The organism is Brevibacillus centrosporus (assembly GCF_003710815.1).
Classification (GTDB): domain Bacteria; phylum Bacillota; class Bacilli; order Brevibacillales; family Brevibacillaceae; genus Brevibacillus; species Brevibacillus centrosporus.
Map to the genome: position 1 here is coordinate 83,528 of NZ_RHHP01000008.1, position 25,008 is coordinate 108,535.

21 protein-coding genes are annotated in these 25,008 nt (G+C 50.8%); 2 read left to right on the forward strand and 19 right to left on the reverse strand.

What is annotated here, in order from left to right:
- Positions 1–90 precede the first annotated feature (90 nt).
- From EDM55_RS09400 to EDM55_RS09500, 18 genes are all read right to left on the reverse strand, one after another.
- On the reverse strand, positions 91–1,167 hold the full coding sequence (locus EDM55_RS09400; protein WP_092267365.1) for a CamS family sex pheromone protein: 1,077 nt from the start codon (positions 1,165–1,167) through the stop codon (positions 91–93).
- A 106-nt stretch (positions 1,168–1,273) separates the two neighbouring features.
- Complete coding sequence (locus EDM55_RS09405) at positions 1,274–2,125, reverse strand: WD40/YVTN/BNR-like repeat-containing protein (protein WP_246011125.1); 852 nt, start codon at positions 2,123–2,125, stop codon at positions 1,274–1,276.
- Between the two features lie 88 nt (positions 2,126–2,213).
- A complete protein-coding gene (gene ligA, locus EDM55_RS09410; RefSeq protein ID WP_122960183.1) occupies positions 2,214–4,229 on the reverse strand; it encodes an NAD-dependent DNA ligase LigA in 2,016 nt (671 codons plus the stop codon).
- A gap of 34 nt (positions 4,230–4,263) precedes the next feature.
- Positions 4,264–6,594 (reverse strand): DNA helicase PcrA, encoded by a 2,331-nt coding sequence (gene pcrA, locus EDM55_RS09415; protein ID WP_092267368.1) that lies wholly within the window; start codon positions 6,592–6,594, stop codon positions 4,264–4,266.
- 109 nt (positions 6,595–6,703) lie between these two features.
- Entirely contained in the window at positions 6,704–7,528 is an 825-nt protein-coding gene (locus tag EDM55_RS09420) for a VanW family protein (RefSeq protein WP_122960184.1), read from the reverse strand.
- A gap of 716 nt (positions 7,529–8,244) precedes the next feature.
- Entirely contained in the window at positions 8,245–8,859 is a 615-nt protein-coding gene (locus EDM55_RS09430) for a hypothetical protein (protein WP_122960186.1), read from the reverse strand.
- 24 nt (positions 8,860–8,883) lie between these two features.
- Entirely contained in the window at positions 8,884–9,501 is a 618-nt protein-coding gene (locus EDM55_RS09435) for a hypothetical protein (protein ID WP_122960187.1), read from the reverse strand.
- A gap of 72 nt (positions 9,502–9,573) precedes the next feature.
- On the reverse strand, positions 9,574–9,990 hold the full coding sequence (locus EDM55_RS09440; protein WP_122960188.1) for a hypothetical protein: 417 nt from the start codon (positions 9,988–9,990) through the stop codon (positions 9,574–9,576).
- Between the two features lie 775 nt (positions 9,991–10,765).
- Complete coding sequence (gene mglC / locus EDM55_RS09450; RefSeq protein WP_092267373.1) at positions 10,766–11,785, reverse strand: galactose/methyl galactoside ABC transporter permease MglC; 1,020 nt, start codon at positions 11,783–11,785, stop codon at positions 10,766–10,768.
- Between the two features lie 20 nt (positions 11,786–11,805).
- Entirely contained in the window at positions 11,806–13,323 is a 1,518-nt protein-coding gene (locus EDM55_RS09455) for a sugar ABC transporter ATP-binding protein (protein WP_122960189.1), read from the reverse strand.
- Positions 13,324–13,564: 241 nt separating this feature from the next.
- Positions 13,565–14,671, reverse strand: coding sequence for a galactose ABC transporter substrate-binding protein (locus tag EDM55_RS09460; protein ID WP_092267375.1), 1,107 nt, complete (start codon positions 14,669–14,671; stop codon positions 13,565–13,567).
- A gap of 123 nt (positions 14,672–14,794) precedes the next feature.
- The gene (locus EDM55_RS09465; protein WP_122960190.1) at positions 14,795–15,772 is read right to left on the reverse strand and encodes a substrate-binding domain-containing protein; all 978 of its coding nucleotides are present in this window, start codon (positions 15,770–15,772) and stop codon (positions 14,795–14,797) included.
- Between the two features lie 4 nt (positions 15,773–15,776).
- Positions 15,777–17,543, reverse strand: a complete 1,767-nt coding sequence (locus EDM55_RS09470; protein ID WP_092267377.1) for a sensor histidine kinase — start codon at positions 17,541–17,543, stop codon at positions 15,777–15,779.
- Between the two features lie 3 nt (positions 17,544–17,546).
- On the reverse strand, positions 17,547–19,151 hold the full coding sequence (locus tag EDM55_RS09475) for a response regulator (protein ID WP_092267378.1): 1,605 nt from the start codon (positions 19,149–19,151) through the stop codon (positions 17,547–17,549).
- A 51-nt stretch (positions 19,152–19,202) separates the two neighbouring features.
- The gene (locus tag EDM55_RS09480) at positions 19,203–19,688 is read right to left on the reverse strand and encodes a tetratricopeptide repeat protein (protein ID WP_122960191.1); all 486 of its coding nucleotides are present in this window, start codon (positions 19,686–19,688) and stop codon (positions 19,203–19,205) included.
- A gap of 207 nt (positions 19,689–19,895) precedes the next feature.
- Positions 19,896–20,582, reverse strand: coding sequence for a heptaprenylglyceryl phosphate synthase (gene pcrB, locus EDM55_RS09490; RefSeq protein ID WP_092267380.1), 687 nt, complete (start codon positions 20,580–20,582; stop codon positions 19,896–19,898).
- A gap of 18 nt (positions 20,583–20,600) precedes the next feature.
- Positions 20,601–20,891, reverse strand: a complete 291-nt coding sequence (locus EDM55_RS09495) for a YerC/YecD family TrpR-related protein (RefSeq protein WP_092267381.1) — start codon at positions 20,889–20,891, stop codon at positions 20,601–20,603.
- 116 nt (positions 20,892–21,007) lie between these two features.
- Entirely contained in the window at positions 21,008–22,066 is a 1,059-nt protein-coding gene (locus tag EDM55_RS09500) for a DUF3048 domain-containing protein (protein ID WP_092267382.1), read from the reverse strand.
- Positions 22,067–22,248: 182 nt separating this feature from the next.
- Between EDM55_RS09500 and EDM55_RS09505 the strand changes: the two genes are divergently transcribed.
- Entirely contained in the window at positions 22,249–22,953 is a 705-nt protein-coding gene (locus EDM55_RS09505) for a response regulator transcription factor (protein ID WP_092267502.1), read from the forward strand.
- Entirely contained in the window at positions 22,950–24,350 is a 1,401-nt protein-coding gene (locus EDM55_RS09510; RefSeq protein WP_092267383.1) for a HAMP domain-containing sensor histidine kinase, read from the forward strand. The genes EDM55_RS09505 and EDM55_RS09510 overlap by 4 nt, the downstream gene beginning before the upstream one ends.
- Before the next feature lie 170 nt (positions 24,351–24,520).
- On the opposite strand, the gene EDM55_RS09515 is transcribed toward EDM55_RS09510, so the two are convergent.
- Positions 24,521–25,003: a DinB family protein gene (locus tag EDM55_RS09515; RefSeq protein WP_122960193.1), complete on the reverse strand. Its 483-nt coding sequence runs from the start codon at positions 25,001–25,003 to the stop codon at positions 24,521–24,523.
- Positions 25,004–25,008 lie beyond the last annotated feature (5 nt).

Consider the following 25,008-nt stretch of genomic DNA (forward strand, 5'->3'; position numbering starts at 1 on the left):
ACCCCAGCTATGTTGATAAGCTCCTCTTTTTTCATCGTTATAAGTAAAAAAGACTCCTTCCCCATTTCGGTGAAAGAGTCCTTTGCTTTTTTACTGTCGGTATATGTGCATGTACGGCTCACCAGTGGCTGGTCGAATGTAGATCGCAAGCGGCTTGTTCATCGACTGGACATATAGATTGATATGCACGCTCTTGTCGAACAGCTGGTTGATGCTGCCTGCCGCAAATTGCGTAAACTGCAAGACCTCTGTGCGAGAGTCGTACTCCGCCGTAGCGGTGATCGTCAGCTCTGTCATTTTACCGCCCATGAATCTTCCGACACCCGTCATCCCCACATACTCGCCGAAATACGATTGCACCTGACGCATCAGCTTGTCGTACTGCAAAGACTGCTGGGCGTACTTGCTCTCTACGTCCGAGCTTGGGAATAAATAGAACTCCTCGTCAATCGGCTGCCATTTGGAGACCGATGCTTCATTGGCATTGACTGTCCCCGACATAATAAAATGCCCTGGCACCAGCGATGAGTTGGCTTCCGGTACTTGATACAGCAAGACCAGCATCGGCACCGTCGGGGTATTGACCCGGATCGACTGGACGATACGGGCAGCCAGCTGCTGACCCTTCGCCTGCAGCTCCTGCGTCGTGTACATTTTATCCTGTCCGGTCGCATCCTGATACTCAGGAGACAGGGACAGACCCAGGACCATTCCTTCCAATTGCCCCAAGTGATCCTTTTCCTTGCTGAGGTAATCATGCTCGAGTACGTGTACCAAGATCCCTTTTTTCTTTTGTCCGTTTGCCGCGCCTGCCTTCTCCTGCGCGATCCATTCCGTCACCTGCTCCTGTTTGATCTGCTGCCCTTCCTGGAACAGATATTCGGAGGTCGGGAACGTTTCACGGGCAAACTCCATCAGTCCCAGCTCAAGGTGGCTGAAATCGATCCGGTATTTGGTATCACTCAGCATACCGCGAGTCTGGTTTGGTTTATACGGCGGAATACTGCCGTAATAATCTTCGGAAACTTCTACCACCGGCGACAAGGATGGAGTTGCAGGCTCTGGTCCTGTTTCCTGGCCACGCGGCAGCAGCGAGCAACCCGTTGTGGCAATCACGAGAAGTAAAGCTGTCATCAGCTTGCATCCTGTCAAAAACTTCGCATTCATACGTTACTCCTTTTACTCCTAGAAAACTTGGCTAAGGTCTCGCCATAGTTGCAACTTGTACCGGATAGGACTTATCGTTCCTATCTGTGCTGTAAAGCAGGGCACCCTAGTTCCATTTGACCCATCGGTTATCGGAAAGCTTGTAAATCAGTGCAGATTCCCCTACTCCGACCCACTTTGTCTCTCCTTCTCCCGAAGAGATCATGATCAGCTTCTCCGGTGAGCGTGCATCCAGAAGACGCCACTCGCCTTTTATTTTTTCAAAAATGCCCTGCTCGGTTGCCACAGCCAAAATGCCCGTGCGCTTGTCGACAGATAGAGAGTAGATCTGCTGCGCTTGCGGAAGCACCTCTGTCTTCCATTCCCCGTCCTCATTATAGAGCAAGCTGAATTGCGCCGCTACATAGAGACGATTTTCCTCAGGGTTGAAATCCATAGCAAAAACTTCCTGGTCCATCGGCTGCCAGATGCTCCAGTTGTCTCCGCCGTCCGATGATTGGTAGATGCCCTCTCCGGAAACGAAAGCAAACAAGCGAATCTGGTCTCCCTCACGAATCCCTGCAAAGCTGCGGATATCGGCGGGAGAAGGCAAGCCAGACCCGATGGAGGTCCATTCCTTGCCGCCGTCGCTCGAATGCATCACACCCTGATTTCCTGCTGCGTAGATCTGATGTGGGTCTTTGGGATCGACAAACCAGCCGACAATGTCTTGATACTCGAGCTCAGTAGATAAAAGACTCCACAGCCCGCCAGGTGTCGAGCTGTACAGTCCTGAGTGAGTGCCTACCCAGATTCTTTCTGCGTCTGTCGTCATAGCCAGGTTATGTACCGTTTCCCCTTTTTCCAGCACATCCTGGTAGGTCAGGTCACCCTTTAGAGCCGCTGCCGTTACCGTGGGTGGTGGAGCTGGTTTGTTTTGCTCGCTGTCGTTGCAGCCAGACAAAAGTACCAAAACCATTGCTCCATATCCCCATCGTAGGAAGCCCTTCATGCTCTTCACGTCCCTTTCCTTGCTCTTCCGTCTGCCGTCGCCAAGGAATGATTGGCTAGCCGTTGCTTTCTAGGACCTGCAGGAAGCCTGCCTCGTCCATCACAGCCACACCCAGCTTCTCGGCTTTCTCCAGCTTGGAGCCAGCCTTATCACCTGCAATGACCAGATCGGTTTTTTTACTTACGCTGCCCGTTACTTTCCCGCCGAGGCGGGCAATTGCTTCTTCTGCTTCTTGACGCGACATTTGCGTCAGCGTACCGGTAAGCACAATCGTTTTTCCTGCAAATGGCAGATCAGCCCCGCTCTCAACACGCAAGCCTTTGTACTCCATATTGACTCCAGCCGCTTTCAATCGCTCGATGACGGCTTTGGCCTGTGGCTGCTCAAAGTAGTTGACCAGGCTAGCTGCCATCTTCGGACCGATTTCATCGATCTGGGTCAGATCCTCTTCACTAGCTTGCATAATCGCATCCATGGTTCCAAAATGCTCCGCGATGACTTTTGCCGCTTTGGCACCCACCAGTCGAATCCCCAAACCGAACAGGACTCGCTCCAGTGAGTTTTCCTTGCTCGCCTCGATCGCTGCGAGCAGATTGTCCACGGACTTCTCCCCCATGCGCTCCATGCCTAGCAATACATCGCGCTGCTGGTGCAGGTAATAGAGATCCGCCACACTGTGAATGATGCCGTCGTTGAAGAGCTGAGCTACTACTTTCTCGCCCAAGCCATCAATATTCATCGCGGTGCGGGAGACGAAGTGAATCATGCCCTCCCGAATCAGCGCCGGACACATCGGGTTGATGCAGCGCAGCGCTACCTCTTCCTCCAAACGGACCAGATCACTGCCGCATTCCGGGCAATGGGTCGGCATGCTAAACGGCTGCTCTGCCCCTGTACGGCGCTCTGGGAGAACTGCAATGATTTCCGGAATGATGTCTCCCGCTTTTTTCACGACGACGTGGTCGCCAATCATCAAGCCTTTTTCCCGAATGATGTCTTCGTTGTGCAGCGAAGCGCGTTTGACTGTCGTTCCCGCCAAGCTTACCGGCTTGAGCAGTGCAGTCGGCGTCACAGCACCGGTGCGCCCTACAGACACCTCAATGCCCTCAAGCACGGTGACTGCTTCTTCCGCAGGGAATTTGTAAGCGATGGCCCAACGCGGGCTTTTTGCCGTAAATCCAAGCTCCTGCTGCTGAGCGTAGCTGTCCACCTTGATGACCATGCCATCGATTTCGTATGGCAGACTCGGCCGTTTTTCCGTCCAGCTCGCGATAAACGTGATCAAGTCATCGATGTTGTCGAACACTCGACGCTCCGGGTTGACCGCGAAGCCCAATGTCTCCAGCAAATCCAGTCCTTCGCTGTGGGATTCGACGGATTCTCCCTGCAATTCACCGATGCCGTAGATGAACGTATCCAGCTGACGGGAAGCGGCAATCTTGGGATCGAGCTGGCGCAGGGAGCCTGCTGCCGAGTTGCGCGGATTGGCGAAAAGCGCTTCGCCTTTTTCTTCGCGCTCCTTGTTCAGCCGCTCAAAAGCGCCCTTGGACATGTACGCTTCCCCACGCACCTCCAGCGTCAATGGCCGGGTCAGACGCAGCGGAATGGAGCGAATCGTCCTGAGGTTTTGCGTAATGTCTTCACCCGTGGTGCCGTCCCCACGCGTCGCTCCCCGAACGAACTTCCCGTCTTCGTAGTGAAGCGAGACTGCAAGTCCGTCGATTTTGAGCTCACCTACATAGCGTACGGCCTGATTCCCGACTGCTTGGCGGACACGGCGGTCAAAATCCCGCAGGTCCTCTTCGTTAAAGGCGTTGCCGAGGCTTAGCATCGGTGTTCTATGTACCACTTTTTCAAAGAAAGGAAGAGGTTCTCCCCCTACTCGCTGGGTCGGAGAGTCCTCGGATGCCAGATCTGGAAAGCTGCTCTCCAGCTCTCGCAAGTCCCGCACCAATTGATCGTATTCCTGATCGGAAATCTCAGGCTGATCTAGTTCATGGTAAAGACGGTTGTGCCGCTCAATTCGTTTCGTTAATTCCGCAATTTTTGTTTCCGCCGTCAGTCGATCCATCTACTCCACCCTTTACTATACCGATTCCACTACATTAACCCCGTTCGATTGGAGCAAATTTGGCCAGCAGCTTCTTGATTCCGGTCGGGCTTGGGAACGCAATATCCAGCTCTTTGTCGTCTCCGGTTCCTTTTACTTTTACGACTGTCCCTGTGCCCCATTTGCCATGCTTGACCCTGTCGCCAACTTTCCAATCCACGCCAGCCGCAGCACCGTGGCCTGGGAGTTTGTCTCCCGCTTGGGCTGCCGCCGGACGAGCAAACGGCGAGCCTGCTGTCGCTGCAGAGCGCTGTGCCATGCCTACGCGAGGTGCACCTGTTTGGAAGCCTCCGCCACCAAAAGCAGAGCGTCCGGCTTCACGTTGACCGAAGCCTCCGCCCCCACCGCTGCCGTAGCCTCTATCTGCAACGGGACTGCCATCGAGCAGCTCTGCCGGAATCTCCTGCAAAAATCTAGAAGGCGCATTGACATTCGTCCGTCCGAAAAGAGTCCGCATCCGGGCGCAGGTCATAAACAGGCGCTCCTCCGCACGAGTGATTCCTACATACGCGAGGCGGCGCTCCTCCTCCATCTCGGACTCGTCAAAGAGCGAGCGGCTATGCGGGAAGACCCCTTCCTCCAAGCCCACGAGATAGACGACCGGAAACTCCAGACCCTTGGCACTGTGCAGCGTCATCAGAACGACCTGTCCTTCCGCAGAAACTTCCTCCTGCGCACCGTCATCGCCCAGCGAGTCGATGTCTGCCACCAGTGCGAGATCCGTCAGGAAGGCGAGCAGGCTTTTGTCTTCGTTCTTGCGCTCGAACTCTTGCGTAACGGAGAGAAACTCCTCGATGTTCTCCAGACGCGCCTGTGCTTCCAATGTTTTGTCTTCCTTCAGCATTTCGCGGTAACCCGAGCGCTTGAGCACTTCCTCCACCAGCTCTGTGACGCTCAGATAGTCTGTCATTTGCATCAGACTCGTAATGAGGTCGTTAAAGGACAGGATCGCATTGGTCGTGCGCGCAGGCAGCCCCATGTATCCTGCCTCCTGGATCGCCGTGAACAGCGACTGGCCATTTGCATTGGCGTAAGCTTGCAGCTTGTCTACCGTCGTATCCCCGATGTTGCGCTTCGGTACGTTGATCACGCGCTGCAGGCTGATGTCGTCATCCGGATTGGATATCAGGCGCAAGTAAGCAAGGATGTCCTTGATCTCTTTTCTGTCGTAGAACTTCGTACCGCCCACGATCGTATACGGAATGTTCGACTTGATGAACACTTCCTCCACCACACGGGACTGGGCGTTCGTCCGGTACAGGACGGCGAACTTGTCGTAGCTCTTATACTGCGCCATTTGTCTGCGGATCGAGTCCACGATAAAGTAAGCCTCGTCATGCTCGGAATCTCCCTGGAAGCAGCTGATTTTCTCACCGCTTACGTTTTCTGTCCACAGCTTCTTTTCCTTGCGCAGCTTGTTGTTCGCGATGACCTGGTTGGCTGCTTGCAGAATCGTTTTGGTAGAGCGATAGTTTTGCTCCAGTTTAATCATTTTCGCTTCGGGATAGTCTTTTTCAAAGTTTAAAATGATGGAAATATCTGCACCGCGCCATTTGTAAATACTTTGGTCGGCATCCCCTACGCAGCAAACGTTTCGATGCTTATCTGCCAGCATGGAAATCAACAAATACTGGGCACGGTTCGTATCCTGATACTCGTCGACGTGGATGTAGCGGAATTTTTTCTGGTAGAATTCCAGCACTTCCGGCACTTCTTTAAACAGCCGGACAGTCGTCATGATCAAATCGTCAAAGTCCAGAGACTGATTGTTTCTCAGCTTCTTCTGGTATGCCTCGTATACCTTGGCCGCCACCTGGGAGAACGGATCCCCGGCCAGACGTGTGAACGTCTCTGGATCGGTCAGCTCGTTCTTCGCCGTGCTGATCGCCGCCAAAATAGAGCGCGGCTCATACTGCTTCGGATCGATGTTGAGATCCTTCAAGCATTGCTTGACGACGGACAGCTGATCTGACGCATCCAGGATGGAGAAGCTACGGTTGATCCCCAAACGGTCAATATCTCTGCGCAGGATGCGTACGCACAGGGAGTGGAAGGTCGACAGCCAGGCATCCTGTGCCGCTGCCCCTCCGATGATGCTCGCTACGCGATTTTGCATTTCCCGTGCGGCTTTATTCGTAAATGTAATCGCCAAAATACTCCATGGCGCTACTTGCTTGACGCTGATGAGATAAGCGATGCGCTGAGTGAGCACCTTGGTCTTGCCACTACCCGCTCCGGCCAGAATCAATACGGGCCCTTCCGTGGTCAGAACAGCTTCCCGCTGCTCCGGATTTAAACCTGCTGTGATGCGATCAACAGAAGACATATGTATAAGTCCACCTTTCACGTTCCTAAAGACGAAAGCATATGTTCCTATTTTCTCACAGAATGGAGCCAAGTTCCAGTTTGTATACGGAATAGGAAACATCCTCCTCTTATTTTTGTCCGGATTGCCTACAGACAGCCTCTGGCAAGAGGGGCTCATACATCATCATCGCTCGATTTTCCGTTATCCATTCTTCCTGCAGCCACTCTCCGTCCAGTGCGTACACATGGCGGTAAAGTTGGTTGGCACGCTCATATCCTCCCCATAGGGATGGCTGCATGGTGTGTTCTTTTTCTACAATCTCATACTTTCGTGTCGGCGGCATGTCTGAACGCCATTCCCCCATCAAATGCGTATCCGTCACATAAACGTGGAGCTGAAAGGCATGGCTGGTCCGATTGGCGATCTGCAAATCGAGGTAGTTGTAAAAGCAGGTCGCTCCGCTGCCAAACGGCTGCGTGCGATTCGCATCCGGAAAAACATCGTAGCTGTGCCGATGCCGCTCCGTCACGGATAGTGGCGTGTGCAGGGTCATCCAATACAGCAGGTTGGATAACTGGCACAGTCCGCCCCCCACTCCTGCCATCACTCTTCCATGTGACAGCAGCATCCCGTCTAGATAGCCTTTTTGACGAGTCGGCTTGCCAATCAGCCGCCAGTAGGAAAACGTCTCCCCTGGCTGCACCACGATCCCGTTCAGACACTGCGCAGCGAGCCGCAAATTCGTGACTTTGTTGTGCTGCATCCACATCTCGACGTCCTGAAGCTTTCGCAGCAATATCGACTGGTGCTGAAAGTGGACATGCGGCAATAACTCAGTCTGACGTTTGCGCGCGTATTCCTTTTGCCCTAACAGCCATTGCACATGCCGCTTCCACCGATAGTAGCAAACGCCAGCAGCCAGTCTCCATCTGCTGCGATTCATCGGTTTCATCCCGTTCCCTCCCATACTTTTCTCATACAGGAGTAGACGAAAAAACATTCCATTTTGTTACAAATGCACCATCATCCGCAGATATTTTGACCCAGTAACAGACTAGGCTCGCCAAAGCTAAGTGGCGGAGCCGTAGCTACCCTTATGCTGAACAGGAATCTAGTAAACTTCTCTCTGTATAAAAAACCCCCGAACCAGTGGGGAGTGTTGACAAAAGGGTTGGGATTTTTGTCCCAACCCTTTTGTCATCGATTTTTTATCTTAATCTCCTTAATACATTCAAAGTTTTTGCCCAGTCCCCGACTAGGTTCTTGCTTTAATCATTCGTTTTATGTTTTATGTTTAAAGCCAACGCTGAGGAGAGGCAGTGTTCGAGTGTGTTTCGAATGCCTCTCTTGTACGTTTTGGCTAAATTGTGTGCGCGTTTCATGGTAATGTGAAAGAGGACCCTCTTTATTTTTCGAAACGGCCTTGACCCGGTAAAGCACTGACCCCGCAGCGAGCATTCCTTGCAGCCTTTTTGTTTTGGCAGCGTAATTTTTTTGTAGCCTTCCTTACCTCCATCTCCATACATAATTTCACAATTTGGTCGAACCCATCTTGAGAAACGGTGCTTTATTACTTTGTCAACACTCCCTTTAAGCCTATGTGCCTTTTTCTTCTACTTGCTACTTATTCAAATGAAGTGTTCAAAATTTTATCGTTTCATAAATATCTTATTGAGTATATTTTTTCAGATTTTCTTTCTTTAATTTATTGAAGTGTTCAACTTCATCCCCAAGATATTCTCTATCCTGTACGTCCTCGTAAGATCTAAATTTTTTGAGTTCCTTTAATGTACTAGTCTCATTTAAATCATACTTTCCTTGATACAAACCTAAAACAGAATAGTTTCCATCCTTTTTAGTTCTTAAATACAGTAGATATTTCCCTTTTTTATTCATCAAGTTATATCCTTCAATTGAATAAAAACCGTTCTCACTTATGTATGCTGGCTCGTAAACTCCTATTTCCTCTCCTTTAGAAACCTCTCCCTGGTGTACTTTCTTCACCTCAACACTTGTTAATGTATTCGTGTAAGTGTCTCCCTCTTCGTACCCCCAAACCTTGGTCTCACGTTTTCCAGAGAATTTTACTTCTGCAATAATGTCTGCAGCGTTCTCGAGTGCCTTTATATCCGTGAATGATGCATAAGAAGCATCACGTATGTAAACATCTTTTTCTATTGAATTTGTTTCGTTTGCCGCTTTAATACTTGTTGAAGTTGAAAAATAAAGTGAAGAACCTAGTATTAAAGCGATTGCACTAACTGTAAATAAAGTCTTTTTCATTTAACTTAACCTCCTTATAGCTTATTAATATTTATAGTCCAGATTATCTAAATCGAGTTGGGTAAACTCGTCGTAATCAAAGAATATTGGATTACCCCAAAAACTCGTTTCAACTGTTCTCATGACCGAATCAGCTTCTGGGTTGTGCTTTAAGGAGAAAACGTGCCCGGTCTCATGTAAAACTGTCCAATCTCTATTAGCAGCAGTCATACCATCGTTGTCCATTAATTCATAATTTAATTGAATCTTTGCCCTATCCCACTGATCTCCAAATTGGGCCTCTACATAATTATCACTTGAGTTAATTTTATATGGCGTCATTAATCCATACCAATCATCGGTATAGTCGTTAGCATAATATCTCAACTCTGCGTCACCTGAAGAATTTACTCTCCAAAAGTTAAAGTCAGAACCGATTTCATTATTCACTTGATTTTCAAAAACTAATCTTGCATTTGCAGTCTCGTCATCAAGGTTGTATGTATCGATTGTAGAACTCTCCCAATAATCAAAATCTTCTAGTACATTTTCTGAAAACCCCCCTAACCACAATGCATCCCTTCCGTGAAGATCTGCATAGGCAATGCTTGATATTGATGTCAGAGCTGTGAGTAGGGATAGAGTAACAACAATTTTATTCAATTTAATACCTCTATTTACAAAATATGTAATATTTTGTCATTCTAACAGAAATGAATATAATTGGAAATATATTCATTTGAATATTTTCGAAAGCTCAATTATTTTTTCAATAATTTCGGAATCACCTGAAGCTGAGTAGTATTTCTTATTAATTTCAATAATCAGATTGTTGTTTTGTGATGTATCCATCTTTTCAAGTGGAACGATAATTGTTGCATGATCATAAGAACCTATAAGATTCTTTGATTTATAGGGATCATACTCTTGAATTTCACCAGAAATTTTAATTGTAGGAAGTAGATCATCAAAAATTTCATCAATTTCTTTTTTTGTTGATGGCGTCCATTCAGCCACAGCTGAACTGCTCTGGAAATCAACTAAGTCATCTTCATTAACTAAGATCTTTATTTGTTCTTTATACTTGCTGTTATCAACCTCTGAACTGCACCCACTTATTAATAACAAAGAGATAAGATAAAAAGCTCTCATGTTAACCCTCCCAATAAACTTTTTTAAATTATAACCATAAAAAGTAAAAAATGGGTCTATTTTTAAACCCCCCAACCAATCCCAATTATCCTATTAGCAGAACTCAGAAACAAAAAATCTGCACTTATGCACTTACCCCTTTCAAGTAGACAGACATAAAAAAGCATAAGCAACGAGTGTGTTTTTGTACGCAACGGGAGCACACTGGTTTAGTTGCTTGCCATCCTTCTTCGGATGGTAGTTGCCTTCTTTAAGAAGTCGTTGACATTCGTGTAAAAAAAACACTTCGCCTCGCTTCCCAATGTCCGCTAACGTCTCTCCGTCAATCCCAGCCGAGCCCTTATTCGCTCGTACTCTCCGTCATGCCTCCCATAGGATGTCTAACCGGTAGACCTTGTCATACAGTGCGTGAAATCTACGCTTCTTAGCCTTTTGGCATTCACTGACTCGTACCTCCTCAAGGAACTTGAACAAAGCAGGGCTCCTTCCCTTTCACCAATTAGAAGATGCCTCTGGGCACGCCTCAAACCTAAGAAAACCTCTACCGTTGCCATCTCATGGAGGAGCGACGGCGTTTTAGCGGAAAGCTTTACCGAAGTAATGCCAGAAGCGGACGCTGAAGCACTTCGTCATGCGCTCCGGAAATGAAAAGCGTAAATGCTTATAATCTCCTATACGTTAAAAAAACCGTATAGATAAGTTCTACACGGTTCTTGGAAAACCCAATTCTTCATTACTTTGTCAACACTCTCAATGCAATCGGGGGTAATCTGTCTTATTTCTTTGCCAAGTATTTGCGGATGTCAAACGCAACAGCCGCTACGATAATCAACCCTTTAATAATCAGCTGCCAGTACGGATTCACACCGATAAACGTCAGACCGTAGTTAATGACACCAAAGATCAGGACACCTGCCAAGACACCTGGTACGGTACCAATCCCACCCGATGTCGAGACACCACCGACGACGCACGCCGCGATGGCATCCAGCTCGTACATGTTTCCGTAGTTGTTGGTGGCACCGCCCGTACGCGCCGACTCCAGCACGCCGCCCAAGCCGTAGAGACCGCCAGCGATTGCGTAGATAATCATCAGGTTCCAAGCAACGTTGATCCCGGAAACAGTCGCCGCCTGCATGTTGCCTCCGATGGCGTACATGTTCTTTCCGAGCCGTGTCTTGTTGAACACGACCCAGACGAAGAAGGCGACTACGATGGCGATAATGACGATGTACGGGACAGAATAGGGGCCGCTCGGGCCGATGAATCCTGTCCCCAAATGCCCGAAGTCCTGCCGCAGTCCTCCAATCGGCTGCGACTGGTTGGGTTCCATATCAAAGTAAATCGAGTTGACGCCGTAAACGATGACCATCGTACCCAAGGTGGCGATAAACGGCGGCACGCTGAAGCGTGATACGATGATCCCGTTGATCAGCCCAACAAGCAAGCCTGCTGCGATCGCGATCAAGATCGGAATCAGCAGCGGCAAATCAGGCAAGTCAGGGAAAAAGCGCCGCGGATAATCCTGTGATTGCAGCATGGAGGCCGAAATGACAGCCGTCAAGCCGACCACGCGACCTGCGGAAAGGTCTGTACCGCCTGTGATCAATACGAATGCCGCCCCCAAAGCGATGATCGCCCGGGTCGACGATTGCAGCAAAATATCCCGAAGTGTCGTAATTGAAAGGAAATTGGTATCGTAGACAGCGATTCCGGCGATCAGCACGACCAGAACGATGTAGATGGCATTTTGCGTTACGAAGCCTTGTATGCGCTTTTGAGTCAAACTGCTCATGTGAGATCCTCCCTCCCTGGTCAGCCCAAATGCATGGTAGCCAGTCGCATGATTTCTTCTTCTGTCGCATCTGCACCGGCAATGATACCGGAGAGTCGTCCATCGCACATGACCATGATCCGATCTGACATCCCGAGCAGCTCGGGCATTTCAGAGGAAATCATGATAATGCTTTTCCCTTGCCTTGCAAGATCTGCAATGATGGAATAGATTTCGTACTTGGCGCCGACGTCTACACCACGTGTAGGCTCATCGAGCAGCAAAATATCCGGTTCAGTCAAAAGCCACCTCGCCAGCAGTACCTTTTGCTGGTTGCCGCCCGACAGGTTTTTGATCAAAGTCTTCATGGAAGGCGTCTTCACCCTCAGCTTGTCGATGTTCTGACTGACATCCTCCCGGCGCTTGCGTTCGTTGAGCAGCAGGTAGCGGGTCTGGTAGTTGGCCAGATTGGCGATGACGGTGTTTTCCAGAACAGGCAGGACGGGAATGATCCCGGTTACCCTGCGTTCCTCGGTCAAAAGCGCCATTTTGTGCTTCTTCGCTTCTTTCGGAGACTTGATTCGCACCTCTTTGCCATGCAGATGCACCGTCCCCGAGCGGATGGACCGCAAGCCGAACAGTGCTTCGATCAACTCTGTCCGCTGTGCCCCCACGAGTCCCCCTACCCCTAGAATCTCGCCTTTGCGCAGCTCGAAGGAAACGTTTTGGAAAGATTCTGCAAAAGCAGACGTCAACCCCTCAACCTTCAGCACGACATCCCCTGGCGTATTGCTTTTCTGCGGGTATCTCTGGGTCAGATCGCGCCCTACCATTCTGGAGATAATCAGATCGGTCGTCAGCTCCGAGGCAAGCCACGTCCCGATCAGCTTGCCGTCGCGCATGATGGTCACGTCATCGGAGATTCTCAGGATTTCCTCCATCTTGTGAGAAATATAGATGATCGCGACTCCCCTGCTCTTCAGTTCATGGATGATGGTGAACAGCTGCTCCACTTCGTTTCCTGTCAAGGAAGACGTAGGTTCGTCCATCACGATGACTTTGGAATGATAGGAGACCGCCTTGGCGATTTCAAGTGATTGCACCTTGGAAACGGAGAGATTGCGCACGATTTCATGCGGGTGCAAATCCATTCCCAGATCCTCAAACAGCTTTTTGGTGTCGTTCACCATTTTTTTCTCTTCCACAAACGGAAAAGGACCAAGCTTTTTGACTGGAAACCGGCCCAGCCAGATATTCTCCATCACATTTCGAAAAGGAACGGGATGCAGCTCCTGATGGATCATGGAGATTCCCCGCAGCAAGGCATCCTTCGAGCTGCCCAGTGTCACACTCTCGCCGTTCAGTACAATTTCGCCGCCGTCCGGCTTGTATATTCCAAACAGGCATTTCATCAAGGTTGACTTGCCTGCCCCATTTTCCCCCATCAAGGCGTGCACCGTTCCTGGCCGTACACGCAGCGTAACGTCGTCGAGTGCCTTCACACCTGGGAACTCTTTCGATATATTTTTCATCTCGAGCAAATAAGCGTTTTGAGCCATGCCGATGCCTCCTCGCTGTGAAAGTCTACGTCATGAAGTATGCGTCTGGTGTGTTCCCCACCAGTATGTGTCTGGTGTGTTCCCCACCAGTATGTGTCTGGTGTGTTCCCCCACCAGTTTGAATCTGGTGTGTCCCCCACCCATGCAGGAAAAAAGGCAAGGGAGACAGATCGATTCTTCCATCAACCGACTCCCTCGCCTTATCCTCTTCCCCTGTCAGCCCACTGCCAGCAAGAGGCTTTTATTTCGCGTCCGCCATGTTTTCTTTCGTGATTTTTTTATAAGGAACCCAGACATATTTGCCGTCTGTGATGTCAAAGCCAGTGGTATCCTTGTTTGGCGTTTCTCCTTTTGCCAGAGCTGCCGCGATGTTCAGTGTCGCTTTTCCTTGGTTGTTTGCGTCGTTGAGCACCGTACCGAGCAGAGTGCCAGACTCCAGCTCTTTGAGCGCTGGCGCTGTCGCGTCTACCCCGACGACTGGCATGTATTTTCCGTTTGTAAAGTAACCCGCTGCCTTCAACGCTTCGATCGCACCCAGTGCCATGTCATCATTGTTGGCAAGCACGGCTTCGATCTTGTCGCCGGATGCAGCGAGGAATGCCGCCATTTTCTCCTGTCCTTTTACGCGATCCCACATCGCTGTATCCTCGGCCACTTTTTCCACCTTGATACCAGCGTCTTCGATAGCTTTGACGGAGAACTTCGTGCGCAGCTCGGCGTCCTGGTGACCCGGCTCGCCTTTGAGCATGACGTACTGCAGTACGCCGTCTTTGTTTTTATCCGCTTCCGGATGAGCCTTCCAGTAGTCGACGAGCAGCTGGCCGGAGATCGTACCGGACTCTTCTGCTTTCGCGCCTACGTAGTAGACTTTGTCCCACTTCTGCATATCCTCTGGCATCGGCTCGCGGTTGAAGAATACGACTGGGATGTTCGCTTGCTTGGCTTTGTCGATGATGACACCAGCCGCCGTACGGTCAACCGGGTTGATGGCGAGAGCGTTTACTTTTTTGTTGATGAACAAATCTACTTTGTCATTTTGCGTTGGCTGAGCATTTTGGCTATCAACGATGTCTACCTCTGCCTTGCCTTCAGCCGCTTTGGAAATCGCGTTGCGTACACCCGTCATGAACGTGTCGTCAAATTTGTAGATCGCCACACCGATTTTCGGGTTGGCTGCCGGTGCTGCTGCAGGAGCTGGTGCTGGCGTGGAAGACGCAGGTGCTGCGGCTGGTGCCGGCGTGCTGCCACCCCCTGATGCGGCGGGCTGCGAACCTCCAGAAGATTGGGAACAACCGACCACCGAAAGAGTGACCGCTGCAACCAGCGTAGTTGCCATTAGCTTTCTCATGAAAACTTCCCCCTTTATCCCCTATGTGTACATCTGATATATAAAAAATGTAAGCGTTTTCCATCGCGGTTACCATCGAAAATCCTACGCTTTTTTATCAAAATTCTCATCAGTTTTTCTTTGTTATTTGACGAAGGGGAACAGCAGCTTCTGATTTTCCGACCAAAACATGTTTTCCCGATCGATCACCTTGGTTCCGGTGTCTACCCTTCCCGGCACCTGCTTGCCCTCGCTCGCATCCAAAGCGTATTTGATGCCGAGATAGCCCATCGAAAACGGCTTCTGGATGATCGTCGCAGAGATGACGCCTTCCTGCAAATACTCCAGTACCTCCGGCGGGCTGTCGATCGCCACGATTTTGACTTCGGACTGCATGCCCATTTTCTCGATTTCCTCGGCAGCTCCGATGGCTGTATTGGCGTCCAGCGCAATCATTCCTTGGACACCTGGATTGTGATGAATCAGCTCGCGGGTCAGCTCTCCTACCAGCTTTTTGTCCAGCTGGACGTAGTCGACAGGCACGAGCTCTACCTGCCGATCCTGCTGCAGGACGTCACGGACGCCTACTTCTCTGCTCATGACATTCGCTGTACTTCTGCTTGTGCCGAGCAGAGCGATTTGCCCTTTCTTGCCGATCAGCTGGATCATCTTTTCGGCTGCCTTTTTGCCCATATCGTAGTTGTCCGTCCCGATATAGCTTTTTACCTTTTCCGCCTGGCCCTCGGTATCGAGTGTGAGGATCGGGACCCTCTCCCCGCTCAGCTTCATCGCCTCTTCCAGGACACGGTCTTCGCTCGGCGCGACCACGAGCGCGTCATACCCGTCGAGCGTCGCCTGCTGGACAAGCTCCATCTGGCTCTGCGAATCCTCTTCGTAGTCGGGCGCGTAAAAGTTGAGATTGAGGTCGTATTCCCTCGCCGCCATTTCCGCTCCCAGCTTCACCGTACGCCAGTAGTCACCATGCTTCATACGCACGATCAGAGCAATCGTCTTTTTCTTGTCCGGCCGCGGCGCATCCAGCCGAGATTCACAGGCGTACAAAACACCTACCGCCACCAAAAGCACCACAATGAATAACGCGTATCGTTTCATGGATCCCATATGGTCAACCCTCTTGTCCGTAGCCCTGCAAGCAGGGAATCCACACCTTGACCACGGTCCCTACCTCCAGCTCGCTCTCGATTTCTAGCCCGTACTCATCGCCAAAGGTTAAACGGATTCGCTCGTGAACGTTATGAATACCGACGCCCGATCCCCCCTCGCTCTTGTACGAGCCTGTCAGGACTTGCTCACGCACCACTGGCAACATCCCGAGGCCATTGTCCCTTACCTGAAGCAGGACTTTTCCCTCTGACAGCGAGGCGGATATGTGGATCTCGCCTGGGTCTGCCATGTGCTCAATGCCGTGGTAGATCGCATTCTCCACGATCGGCTGCAGCAGCAGCTTCACCGTTTTGCAGGCGAGCACCGCATCCTCGGCTTCGATCTCGTACTCAAATTTTTGCTTGTAACGCATTTTTTGAATGATCAGATAATGCCGAACATGCTCCAGCTCTTCCTGAACCGTAATCATATTCTTCCCTCTGCTTAAGCTGATACGGAACAGCTTGGACAGCGATGTGATCGTCGTAATCACGTCTTCGTTTTTCCCGATGCCGACCATCCGGACGACAGAATTGAGCGTATTGTAGAGAAAATGCGGGTGAATCTGCGCCTGCAGCACTTCCAGCTCGCTCTTGCGCTTGGCCTCCTGCTCCTGGATGATTTGGCTCATCAGCTCCCTGACCTTCGCCATCATCAGGTGAAAGCGCAAAGACAGCTGCTCGACCTCCTGGCTCCCTCGTATCGGTTCATTGACCGTAAAATCACCCTGCTCCACCCGCTCCATCGATCGCTCCAGCATCTTGATCGGCTTTGAGATTTTTGCCGAGATATAGGAGAGCACAAACAGCACCATCACGATGACAAAGATCAACAGCCAAATAATAAACCTGCTGATCTCGCTTTTCGTGGTGGCGATCTCATCCATGTAGGAGACTCCGATGATCTTCCAGCCGAGCTGATCGACCGTCTTGATGGTGATGAGGCGCTTGTCACCCTCTGCCTCGTCCACGTAGCTGCCGTACGAATACTTCAGCGGCAGCGAGCGGTTTTCGTTTTTGAGGCCCACGTAAATGAGCTGCTGCTGTGGATGGTAGACGATATTTCCGACCAGATCAATGATGTAGGCATACCCTCGCTTACCCAATCCGACTCGCTGGCAAAGCTCGTCGATTTCCTTGAAATTCACATCGACCAAGAGTACTGCCGGAATATCTCCCCGATCTCCTTTGATCGTGATTCCCCTACTCATGGATACGACCCATGTATACTCGCCTTTGAACAGATTTTGAATATGCGGCAAGGAAAAGGACAGATTGTTCGGATCATCGATGGCAGATTGAAACCAGCTCTGCTCCGTCAGCTTGCTGTTTTTGCGCATCGGCTTTGACGGCGTCCCCATCAAAAGCTCTCCCTTTCGGCTGAAAACGGCGATGGAAACAATATCCTTCCGTGTTTCCACGATAGCCTCCAGCTGCTCGTTCAGCTTTTCCGAGGTGATGCTCTGGCTTCGTCTGATCTTGTCGTCCACCAGCTCAAAAATCTGCGTCGTCCCGTTGAGGTAGCTGTCCAGATTGTATTTGACCTGCTCGAGAATTTGCTGGGTATTGAGGAACGCATTCTGTTCGGCGGTCTCCGAGAACTTGCTGTACAGCATCACTCCCACAAACAGCACGACGAGCACCGTGACGAGCGTAAAGGAGGTGGTAATGATAAACTGAATGCTCTTGGCCTTGATTGCGTCCACCACGCCAAACAGGAGCTTTTTCATCGCCTACTCCTCTTTGCCGCTGCTGTTGCGATATTCTTTGGCGGACAAGCCCACGTGCTTGCGGAAGCAAAAGCTGAAGTAGTTCGCGTCGCTGTAGCCGACCTGCTCCGCGATCTCAAACGTTTTCAAATCGGTTGTTCGCAGCAGCTCCTTTGCTCTTTCCATGCGCAGCTGCAACAGATAGGTCACAAACGTCGTTTTGGTTTCCCGCTTGAAAATACTGCTGAAGTAGCCCGGACTGATATGCAGATCCGCACACACCTTGTGGATGGAGATGTCTGGGGATTGGAAATTTCGATGGGTATAGGCAATCGCCTGATCGACGAGCCGCTTATAAGTATAATGCCGTCCGCTCGCGATGCTGCTCATGATTTTCTCACAAATGTCGATGACCCGATTTTTGGCTTCCTGCACATTGTTAAAGGTGGCGATCTCTGCAAGCAGATGCGAATGACCACCGAAAAGCTGATCCATATCCAGCTCCGCTCTCTGGGCTGTTTTCAAAATCGTGGTGATCATTTCCAGTAAATAGATGCGGTAGTCCTGAATAGAGATGTTGCCTTCCTCGACCTCGAAAAACAGCTCGTTTACGACGATATGCAGCTCTGGCAGCGTTCCCATTTTAATACAGCGGACCAGCTCGTGCTCTTTGCGCTCATCAAAACGCACGCTTTCTCTCGGCTGCTTTTCCACGTCATCGATAAAAATGAGGCGGTTGTTTCCGAGGATGCCTTTGTAGTCAAGGGCCACTGCGGCGTCTTGATAGGAATAGGAGAGCTGCGTCACATCGCGGATCACCGTTCCGATCCCAACCGTTACAGTCACGCTCAAATACTTCTCGACTGTTCGCCGGATTTCTTCGGCCAGCATCTGCATCTGATGCTCCAGTTGGTCCTCCGTTTCCGTTTCCTTGCGCAGCAGGAGCACGACCAGATCGTTGTGCAAAAAAACGAGGCATGCATAAGCTCCCAGCTTCACCTGCTCCTGGGCAATATTTTTCACGGCAAACAAAAGAATCTGCTGCTCGTCCTTTTTCTTCCGATCGAGGCAAAGGACCGACACGAGAAACTCACTTCCTTGCAGCTGAACACTGTACTCACTGGCTTTGGCGAAAATGTCTGCCCTCGTCAGCTGGCGGGTCAAAAGAGAGGACAAAAAAACTTCCCGCAATACCGGCAAGCTTTTTCGATAGCTCTCACGCAGCAATTGATTGTTTTCCCGGTGGGCAGCTTCCTCATCCATCCGGTTTTTCACCTTCAGCAGTGCATCGATCAGCTCGATCGCAGAAAAGGGTTTAAGCACGTATTCGTCAATGTGGAGCTTGACTGCCTTTTGGGCATATTCAAACTCGTCAAAGCCTGTGAGAATGATAATACGGGTCGCGGGAAACTGTCGACGTACGGCCTCTGCGAGCTGCAAACCGTCCATGAACGGCATCTTGATATCGGTCACGACTACATCCGGTCGCAGACGCTCCACCAAATCCAGCGCTTCTTTGCCATTCTCCGCTTTTGCCAGCACCTCGAAACCATGCTCGTGCCAATCAATTTCCTGACTGACCCCTTCTCTCACGTCTTCTTCGTCATCTACCAAGATTAATTTGTACATAGGCACCCCCCGCTGATTTACATGTACAACGGGGGGCGTGCGAACTCCTGCCTACCAGGTTTTATCGAGATCGTTTGCGTAGAACAGCAGCGCTTTTTTGTAGGCGAAAATGGTCGGATCACTCGTCGTCTCCGCAAGGTTTTGCAAAAGCAGTGTCATCGCCTCGTGATGCCTGCCGAGGTTGTAGTACGCCATAGACAGAAATACGGGAAAGGAACGATCGTCCGGGAACTGCTGCATGCCTTTGGCTAGCGTCTCTGCTGCCTCTTCATAGCGCCCCAGTGTGCGGTAGGTGCTGCCCAGCCCAAGCAGGGCACCTGCCAGATCGTCCTCGGGGGAAAGTCCCCGCTCAATCGCCTTTTTGTAGTACGGGACGGCTTCTTTCTCCAGCCCAGCGGAATCGTGGCACCAAGCGCATTGATACTGGGCGACCGGGTTTTCCGACTCTGTTTGAACCAGCTCTTTGGCAAGCGCAAGCGCTTCGTCCAGCTTGCCTTCTTTTCGCAGCGTCGTAATTTGCTCGATGGCAAGGTTCATCCGTGACCTCCTTTGCTAAGTAAAAAGTCAGTCGTGTCTCTTTCCCCAATCATATCAGCACGAACCGCCTTTTTCGCCCCGCAAATTAGAAAACTTGGCTCCGCCAAGCTTTGCGGTGGAGCCTTAGCTGCACTTATACTGGCTAAGAATCTTATAAATCTTACTGTACAAAAAAAGAGACCCTGGAAAAGGTCTCTACTCACGGCTCTACCCTTTTACCGCCGCGACGGTGCTTAAGGCTGCCTGCAAATCCTCATAAATCACATTTCCGACAACGATCGTATCCGCAATCGCAGCCATTTCAGCCGCTTGCTCCGGTGTACGAATTCCTCCGCCATAGAAGAGATGCGCTTCATCGGCACCTGCACGGCAAGCTCGAACAATCGACGTATCTCCATAGGCACCGCTATACTCGACGTACACGATGGGAAGCCTGCAGATCTTCGTCGCTACCTGCGCATAAGCTTTGGCCTCTGCGGTACTCTCGATGGAGCGAGCTTTCGTCAGGTGGGCTACACCCGCATCCGGGTTGGCGATCAGATAGCCCTCCGTAATGATGTCATCCCAATGAATGTAGGAGCCGTACGTTTTTAGACCAGACACATGAGGCGTAAAGATCCACTCCGGGTCACCCGCATTGATGACAAGCGGAATCAAATACGAATCAAAGCCCGGTACAACGGCATCGAGGGAAGAAATCTCCAGAACAGCTGGAACTGCATAGCGGCGAATGCGGGACATGAGCTCGAGCGTATTGTCAAAGGTGACACCGTACGTGCCGCCGACGATAATCCCATCTGTGCCCGACTCGCAGATCGCCTCCAAAGCTTCCTCGTCGATGGATTTGTCCGGGTCTAATTTAAACGTATGGCGCCAGCCACGATAGTCAATCAACGATGCCTGCCTCCTACTCTATTTGCCGATCCGCTCCAGCGCCATCTGATACCCGTCATTGCCGTAGTTCAAGCAGCGCTTCACACGGGAAATGGTAGCAGTGCTGGCACCCGTCTCTCCCTCGATCTGGTTGTAGGTAAATCCTTTACGCAGCATGCGAGCTACTTCCAGACGCTGAGCGAGTGACTGCATTTCGTTTACCGTGCAAAGGTCGTCAAAAAATTGATAGCATTCTTCGATCGTTTCCAAGGACAAAACCGCTTCAAACAGCTGCTCAATACCCTTGCCCTTCAGTTTTTCCAATTGCATATTATTCACCCCGTTATCTGATCCGTTTCCGGTTTCCCACTTTACAATTTTTAAGCACTAAAGCCTTTTTATCATTATCTTAGAAGAAACCGGCGTGGTCTGCAACCCTTATCTTCCTACTGGAACTTCAAGGATTGCGCCAGCCCGGGGGATGTAGGCAAAATTTCTACCCAGGTATTCCCTGGCAAAAGAGGAAGCTCCTCGGTGAGAGCCGCATCTGCATAAGCGCGAATTACGCCGCCCGAGCGTTTCCATTTGATCTTTTTCGCCCTACCTTGCTGGAGCAGATAACCGTCTCCTGGTCCTACGACATCGACTTGACGTCTGCCTTCGCTGTCCAGCACACGGTGCTTGGTGGAAATCACCAGCAGGTTGGTCACCGCGATCTGTTTGTTGTCCGTAAGATCTACATGCGGTTTGCCCGCTGTGAATCGCATATATTTCTTTTCCTTTTCGTCATAGACAAAGCCCGCTTTGTTCAGGGAGTGAAAGGTCAGATCCACCTTAGTCGCAGGTTCGCCCTCTGTAATAACGGCATCCTGCGGCAGAAACGTAAAATGGGGAAGCTCTGCTGTCGCCCTCATATTTTTATCCTGCATGGCCTGCTCTAGCAGCTCCGGCTTGGTGTACAGATTGTGCGGAGCTTTACGGAAGCTCTCTCTCCAGAAATAGCGGCTGTTTTGAATCTCGTCGAGGTGGCTGTAATCAGAGCGTGCGAGCGCAGTCAGCGCCTCCTGACTTCCTCCGGCGTGGACGAGCATCGCGTCGAAACCGATTCCGATTTGGATAAAATAGGGACGTATACTTCTGACGGGACCGATCACCTCGGGCTTCTGGCTTTGGAAAATGGAAAGAAAACGAGTCATTTCACCTTCCGCCAGCACTTCGTAAACGATGTCTGCCTTGCTGATACCGCTTTGCGGACGGGCAGGAGGAGCGTTGTTGATCATCACCATGAGCGGCCTTTTGTTGTTTAAGTCCTCCTGGCTCCCAAGACCTGTGAGAGGTGCCGTATATGGGTATTGCGGCGGCTGTTCGACTGGCGGAGGGGTTTGGACGGTCGGAGCGGGTGGCTCTGGAGCCGGTTTGGGCTGTGTTTCAACGGGTTGACCGGTACAAGCCGTGAGCAGGAGTAGGGATAGCAGCACGAGAGACGTTTGCATGCGCTGTTTCATGTGGTCGCTCCTTTCCAGATGTCTGGGATAGCTTTCCTAAATGCTTTCGCGAGGGCGACAGGGAATCCTGCTTCCACACGTTTTCCACGATTCTCTTACGGGACTGCCACACAACCCCATTTTTCCTATGCTACAATACACTTAAAGTTATCAATAACAGATGCAAAGCGAGGGCGAACATGATGAATACCCCTTACCTCGTCTATCTGGTGGACGATGAAACCAATCTCTTAGAATTGCTGCAATCCTATTTAGCCAGCGCGGGCTTCCAAGTCAAAGCGTTTTCCAGCGGGAATGATGTACTCCCATATCTCGACGAGTCACAGCAGCAGCCCCACCTCTGGATTTTGGATATTATGATGCCGGACATCGATGGCTACGAGCTGCTCAGACTGATCCGCGAGAAGTCAAATGTTCCGATCATCTTCATCTCAGCACGTGATCAGGACGTCGATAAAATCATCGGGCTCGAGCTGGGCAGCGACGATTATTTAGCCAAGCCGTTTCTCCCGCGAGAGCTGGTAATCCGTGCGAAAAAGCTGCTGCAGCGGACCTACGAAAAGCCAGGCAGTGCAGCTGCACAGCCCCAGACCTTTCAGGATTGGGTAAATGTGGGTCCTTATATGATCTCAGAAAAAGGACGCCAAGTAAAAGAGAACGACGAACTGATCGATCTGACGACCAAGGAATTCGAGCTGATCGTCTACCTGCTCCACAACCAGGGGCTTGCTTTGAACCGCGAGCAGATCCTCACCTCGATCTGGGGGGAGGACTATATCGGCTCCGACCGTGCCGTAGACGATCTGGTGAAACGCATCCGTAAAAAAATGCCGAAGTTCCCCTTGGAGACGGTCTATGGATTCGGCTATCGGATGACGCGTATATGAGGAAATTCCGTCTGAAAGACCTGCCGCTCTCCCGGCAGATTCTCATTTTGTTCATGATCCTGACCAGCGTGCTGGGCATTGGACTTGGGGTAGGCTATCCGCTCGCGGTGAAGCAATACCTGGTTTCCAATACCTACGCGCTGCTTGAGGACGAGTTTTACACGCTGTCTGAGCATATTACCTTCAATGAAAACAACGAGCTGCTTCCCGTTCCCGCGGCAGCCCCCTACTTTTTGCAGCTGCTTTTGTCTCGCTACGAGTACTCGTTTGACATGATCGTGTACGCCGAAAACGGGAAAGAGCTGGGCAGCCGCAGTACGGAGCGGATTCCTTTCAGCGACAGCCGGGAGCTGTTCGCCCGGGCTGCTGCTCATCCGAACAGCCAGCTACAGCACGGAACGTTGGAGCGTGGCGATGAAAACTATTTGTTCGTCAGCAAACGGATGGACTATCACGGCTTCCCGTACTACATGGTGCTGTTTTCCAAGGAACAGGAGCTCAACCAGATCAACTCGATCCTGACCCGCCAGTTTTTGCTGGTTTTTAGCCTGCTGCTGTTGGTCAGCTGGCTGTTGGCGATTTGGTTCAGCGGCTATTTGAGCAAACCGCTGCGAAGTCTGGAAGAGCTGTGCAAAAAAATCGCACGCCGCCAGTTTGATATCTCCCTCACGATGGACCGTGGCGATGAGATCGGACAGCTGGCTCGTTCATTCGATTCGATGAAAAATCAATTGAAGGAGTACGACGAGTCCCAAGGCTATTTCATCCAAAACATTTCCCATGAGCTGAAAACCCCGATCATGGCGATCCAAGGCTACACCCAAGGCCTCTTGGAAGGCGTGTTCACAGGCCCTCAAGCTGAGAAGGGGCTTGCGATCATCATGGAAGAGAGCAAGCGTCTGGAAAAGGTCGTGGGGCAACTCTTGTACTTAACGAAGATCGAGTCTTTCTCGCAGATGGTACAGATCGATAAGGTCGATCTGGCAGAAATGATGCACCTCTTGAAGCAAAGACTCTCTGTCCTCAATCAAAATGTCGAGTGGGAGCTGAACCTGCCCTCGGAGCTGATAGTCGAGGCTGATGGAGAACAGCTGAGCACAGCCTTTGTGAACATCATGGAAAATCAGTTGCGATATGCGAAAAGCCGCCTGATGATCACCGGCAGAATGATTGGTCAAAATGCCGTCATCAGTATCGCCAACGACGGCCCACCCATCGAGGAGGCGTTGCTTCCCAACCTGTTCCAGCGTTTCCGAAAAGGAAAATCTGGCAAGCACGGTCTGGGTCTGGCAATCGCCCGCGCTGTGTTCGAAGCGCATAAAGGAACGATCGTCGCACGCAACGATCCGGATGGTCCTTGCTTCTCCATGACGATCCCCATTGATTTCAAAGGGTAGCAAAATTAGGCTCCGCCAAGCTTTGCGGTGGAGCCTTAGTACCCAAAGGGCACAAATCTTGCTATCTCACTTCGTTCGAAGTCTCGCTATGTTGCACTTATACTGGCTAAGAATCTTATAAATTCTTACTGTACGAGAAATCCCCTTCCCATTCGGTAGGGGATTTTCATTTAGTCTTTTGGAGAAATCAGCTGCTTGCCGATCACATTTGCTGACACCGGCTTTTTGCCCACCTCACGTGCCCAGATGGACAACTGCCCCAGATGATGAATTTGATGAGCAATCACGTGGCGAACGACTTCTCCCCAAGCGTCTGTGACCATGCTTCCACCAGCTCTTGGATCGCAAAAGGGCCTGCTTTCCATGCTGTCCTCCCACGCCATAACAAACTCCTCTACTTCTGGACGGTAATTTGCATCCAGCATGCGAACTTTTGCCAAGCTTCGGAACTGCATAAAGTCGTCCTGGATATCGGGCTTTCCCTGCAAGACACGAATCCAGCTACACTCGACGTCGATGATATGATACAGCGTATAGAGAATAGATCCCGCTCCCCCGATCCTCTCTCGAAGTAGCTCTTCCTCCGGCACGTCCTCGCACCATTGATACCATTGTTCCCGTACCATCCAGTTGTATTGAAAAAAGGTTTTCATCGGTT

Bases quoted from the DNA above. Each gene is read 5' to 3' on its own strand.
- EDM55_RS09515 (WP_122960193.1), bottom strand. From the start codon at position 25,003: ATGAAAACCTTTTTTCAATACAACTGGATGGTACGGGAACAATGGTAT.
- EDM55_RS09440 (WP_122960188.1), bottom strand. From the start codon at position 9,990: ATGAGAGCTTTTTATCTTATCTCTTTGTTATTAATAAGTGGGTGCAGT.
- mglC (WP_092267373.1), bottom strand. From the start codon at position 11,785: ATGAGCAGTTTGACTCAAAAGCGCATACAAGGCTTCGTAACGCAAAAT.
- ligA (WP_122960183.1), bottom strand. From the start codon at position 4,229: ATGGATCGACTGACGGCGGAAACAAAAATTGCGGAATTAACGAAACGA.
- EDM55_RS09460 (WP_092267375.1), bottom strand. From the start codon at position 14,671: ATGAGAAAGCTAATGGCAACTACGCTGGTTGCAGCGGTCACTCTTTCG.
- EDM55_RS09465 (WP_122960190.1), bottom strand. From the start codon at position 15,772: ATGGGATCCATGAAACGATACGCGTTATTCATTGTGGTGCTTTTGGTG.
- pcrA (WP_092267368.1), bottom strand. From the start codon at position 6,594: ATGTCTTCTGTTGATCGCATCACAGCAGGTTTAAATCCGGAGCAGCGG.
- EDM55_RS09500 (WP_092267382.1), bottom strand. From the start codon at position 22,066: ATGAAACAGCGCATGCAAACGTCTCTCGTGCTGCTATCCCTACTCCTG.
- EDM55_RS09455 (WP_122960189.1), bottom strand. From the start codon at position 13,323: ATGGCTCAAAACGCTTATTTGCTCGAGATGAAAAATATATCGAAAGAG.
- EDM55_RS09495 (WP_092267381.1), bottom strand. From the start codon at position 20,891: ATGCAATTGGAAAAACTGAAGGGCAAGGGTATTGAGCAGCTGTTTGAA.
- EDM55_RS09480 (WP_122960191.1), bottom strand. From the start codon at position 19,688: ATGAACCTTGCCATCGAGCAAATTACGACGCTGCGAAAAGAAGGCAAG.
- EDM55_RS09400 (WP_092267365.1), bottom strand. From the start codon at position 1,167: ATGAATGCGAAGTTTTTGACAGGATGCAAGCTGATGACAGCTTTACTT.
- EDM55_RS09510 (WP_092267383.1), top strand. From the start codon at position 22,950: ATGAGGAAATTCCGTCTGAAAGACCTGCCGCTCTCCCGGCAGATTCTC.
- EDM55_RS09475 (WP_092267378.1), bottom strand. From the start codon at position 19,151: ATGTACAAATTAATCTTGGTAGATGACGAAGAAGACGTGAGAGAAGGG.
- EDM55_RS09405 (WP_246011125.1), bottom strand. From the start codon at position 2,125: ATGGTTTTGGTACTTTTGTCTGGCTGCAACGACAGCGAGCAAAACAAA.
- EDM55_RS09430 (WP_122960186.1), bottom strand. From the start codon at position 8,859: ATGAAAAAGACTTTATTTACAGTTAGTGCAATCGCTTTAATACTAGGT.
- EDM55_RS09505 (WP_092267502.1), top strand. From the start codon at position 22,249: ATGAATACCCCTTACCTCGTCTATCTGGTGGACGATGAAACCAATCTC.
- EDM55_RS09470 (WP_092267377.1), bottom strand. From the start codon at position 17,543: ATGAAAAAGCTCCTGTTTGGCGTGGTGGACGCAATCAAGGCCAAGAGC.
- EDM55_RS09420 (WP_122960184.1), bottom strand. From the start codon at position 7,528: ATGAAACCGATGAATCGCAGCAGATGGAGACTGGCTGCTGGCGTTTGC.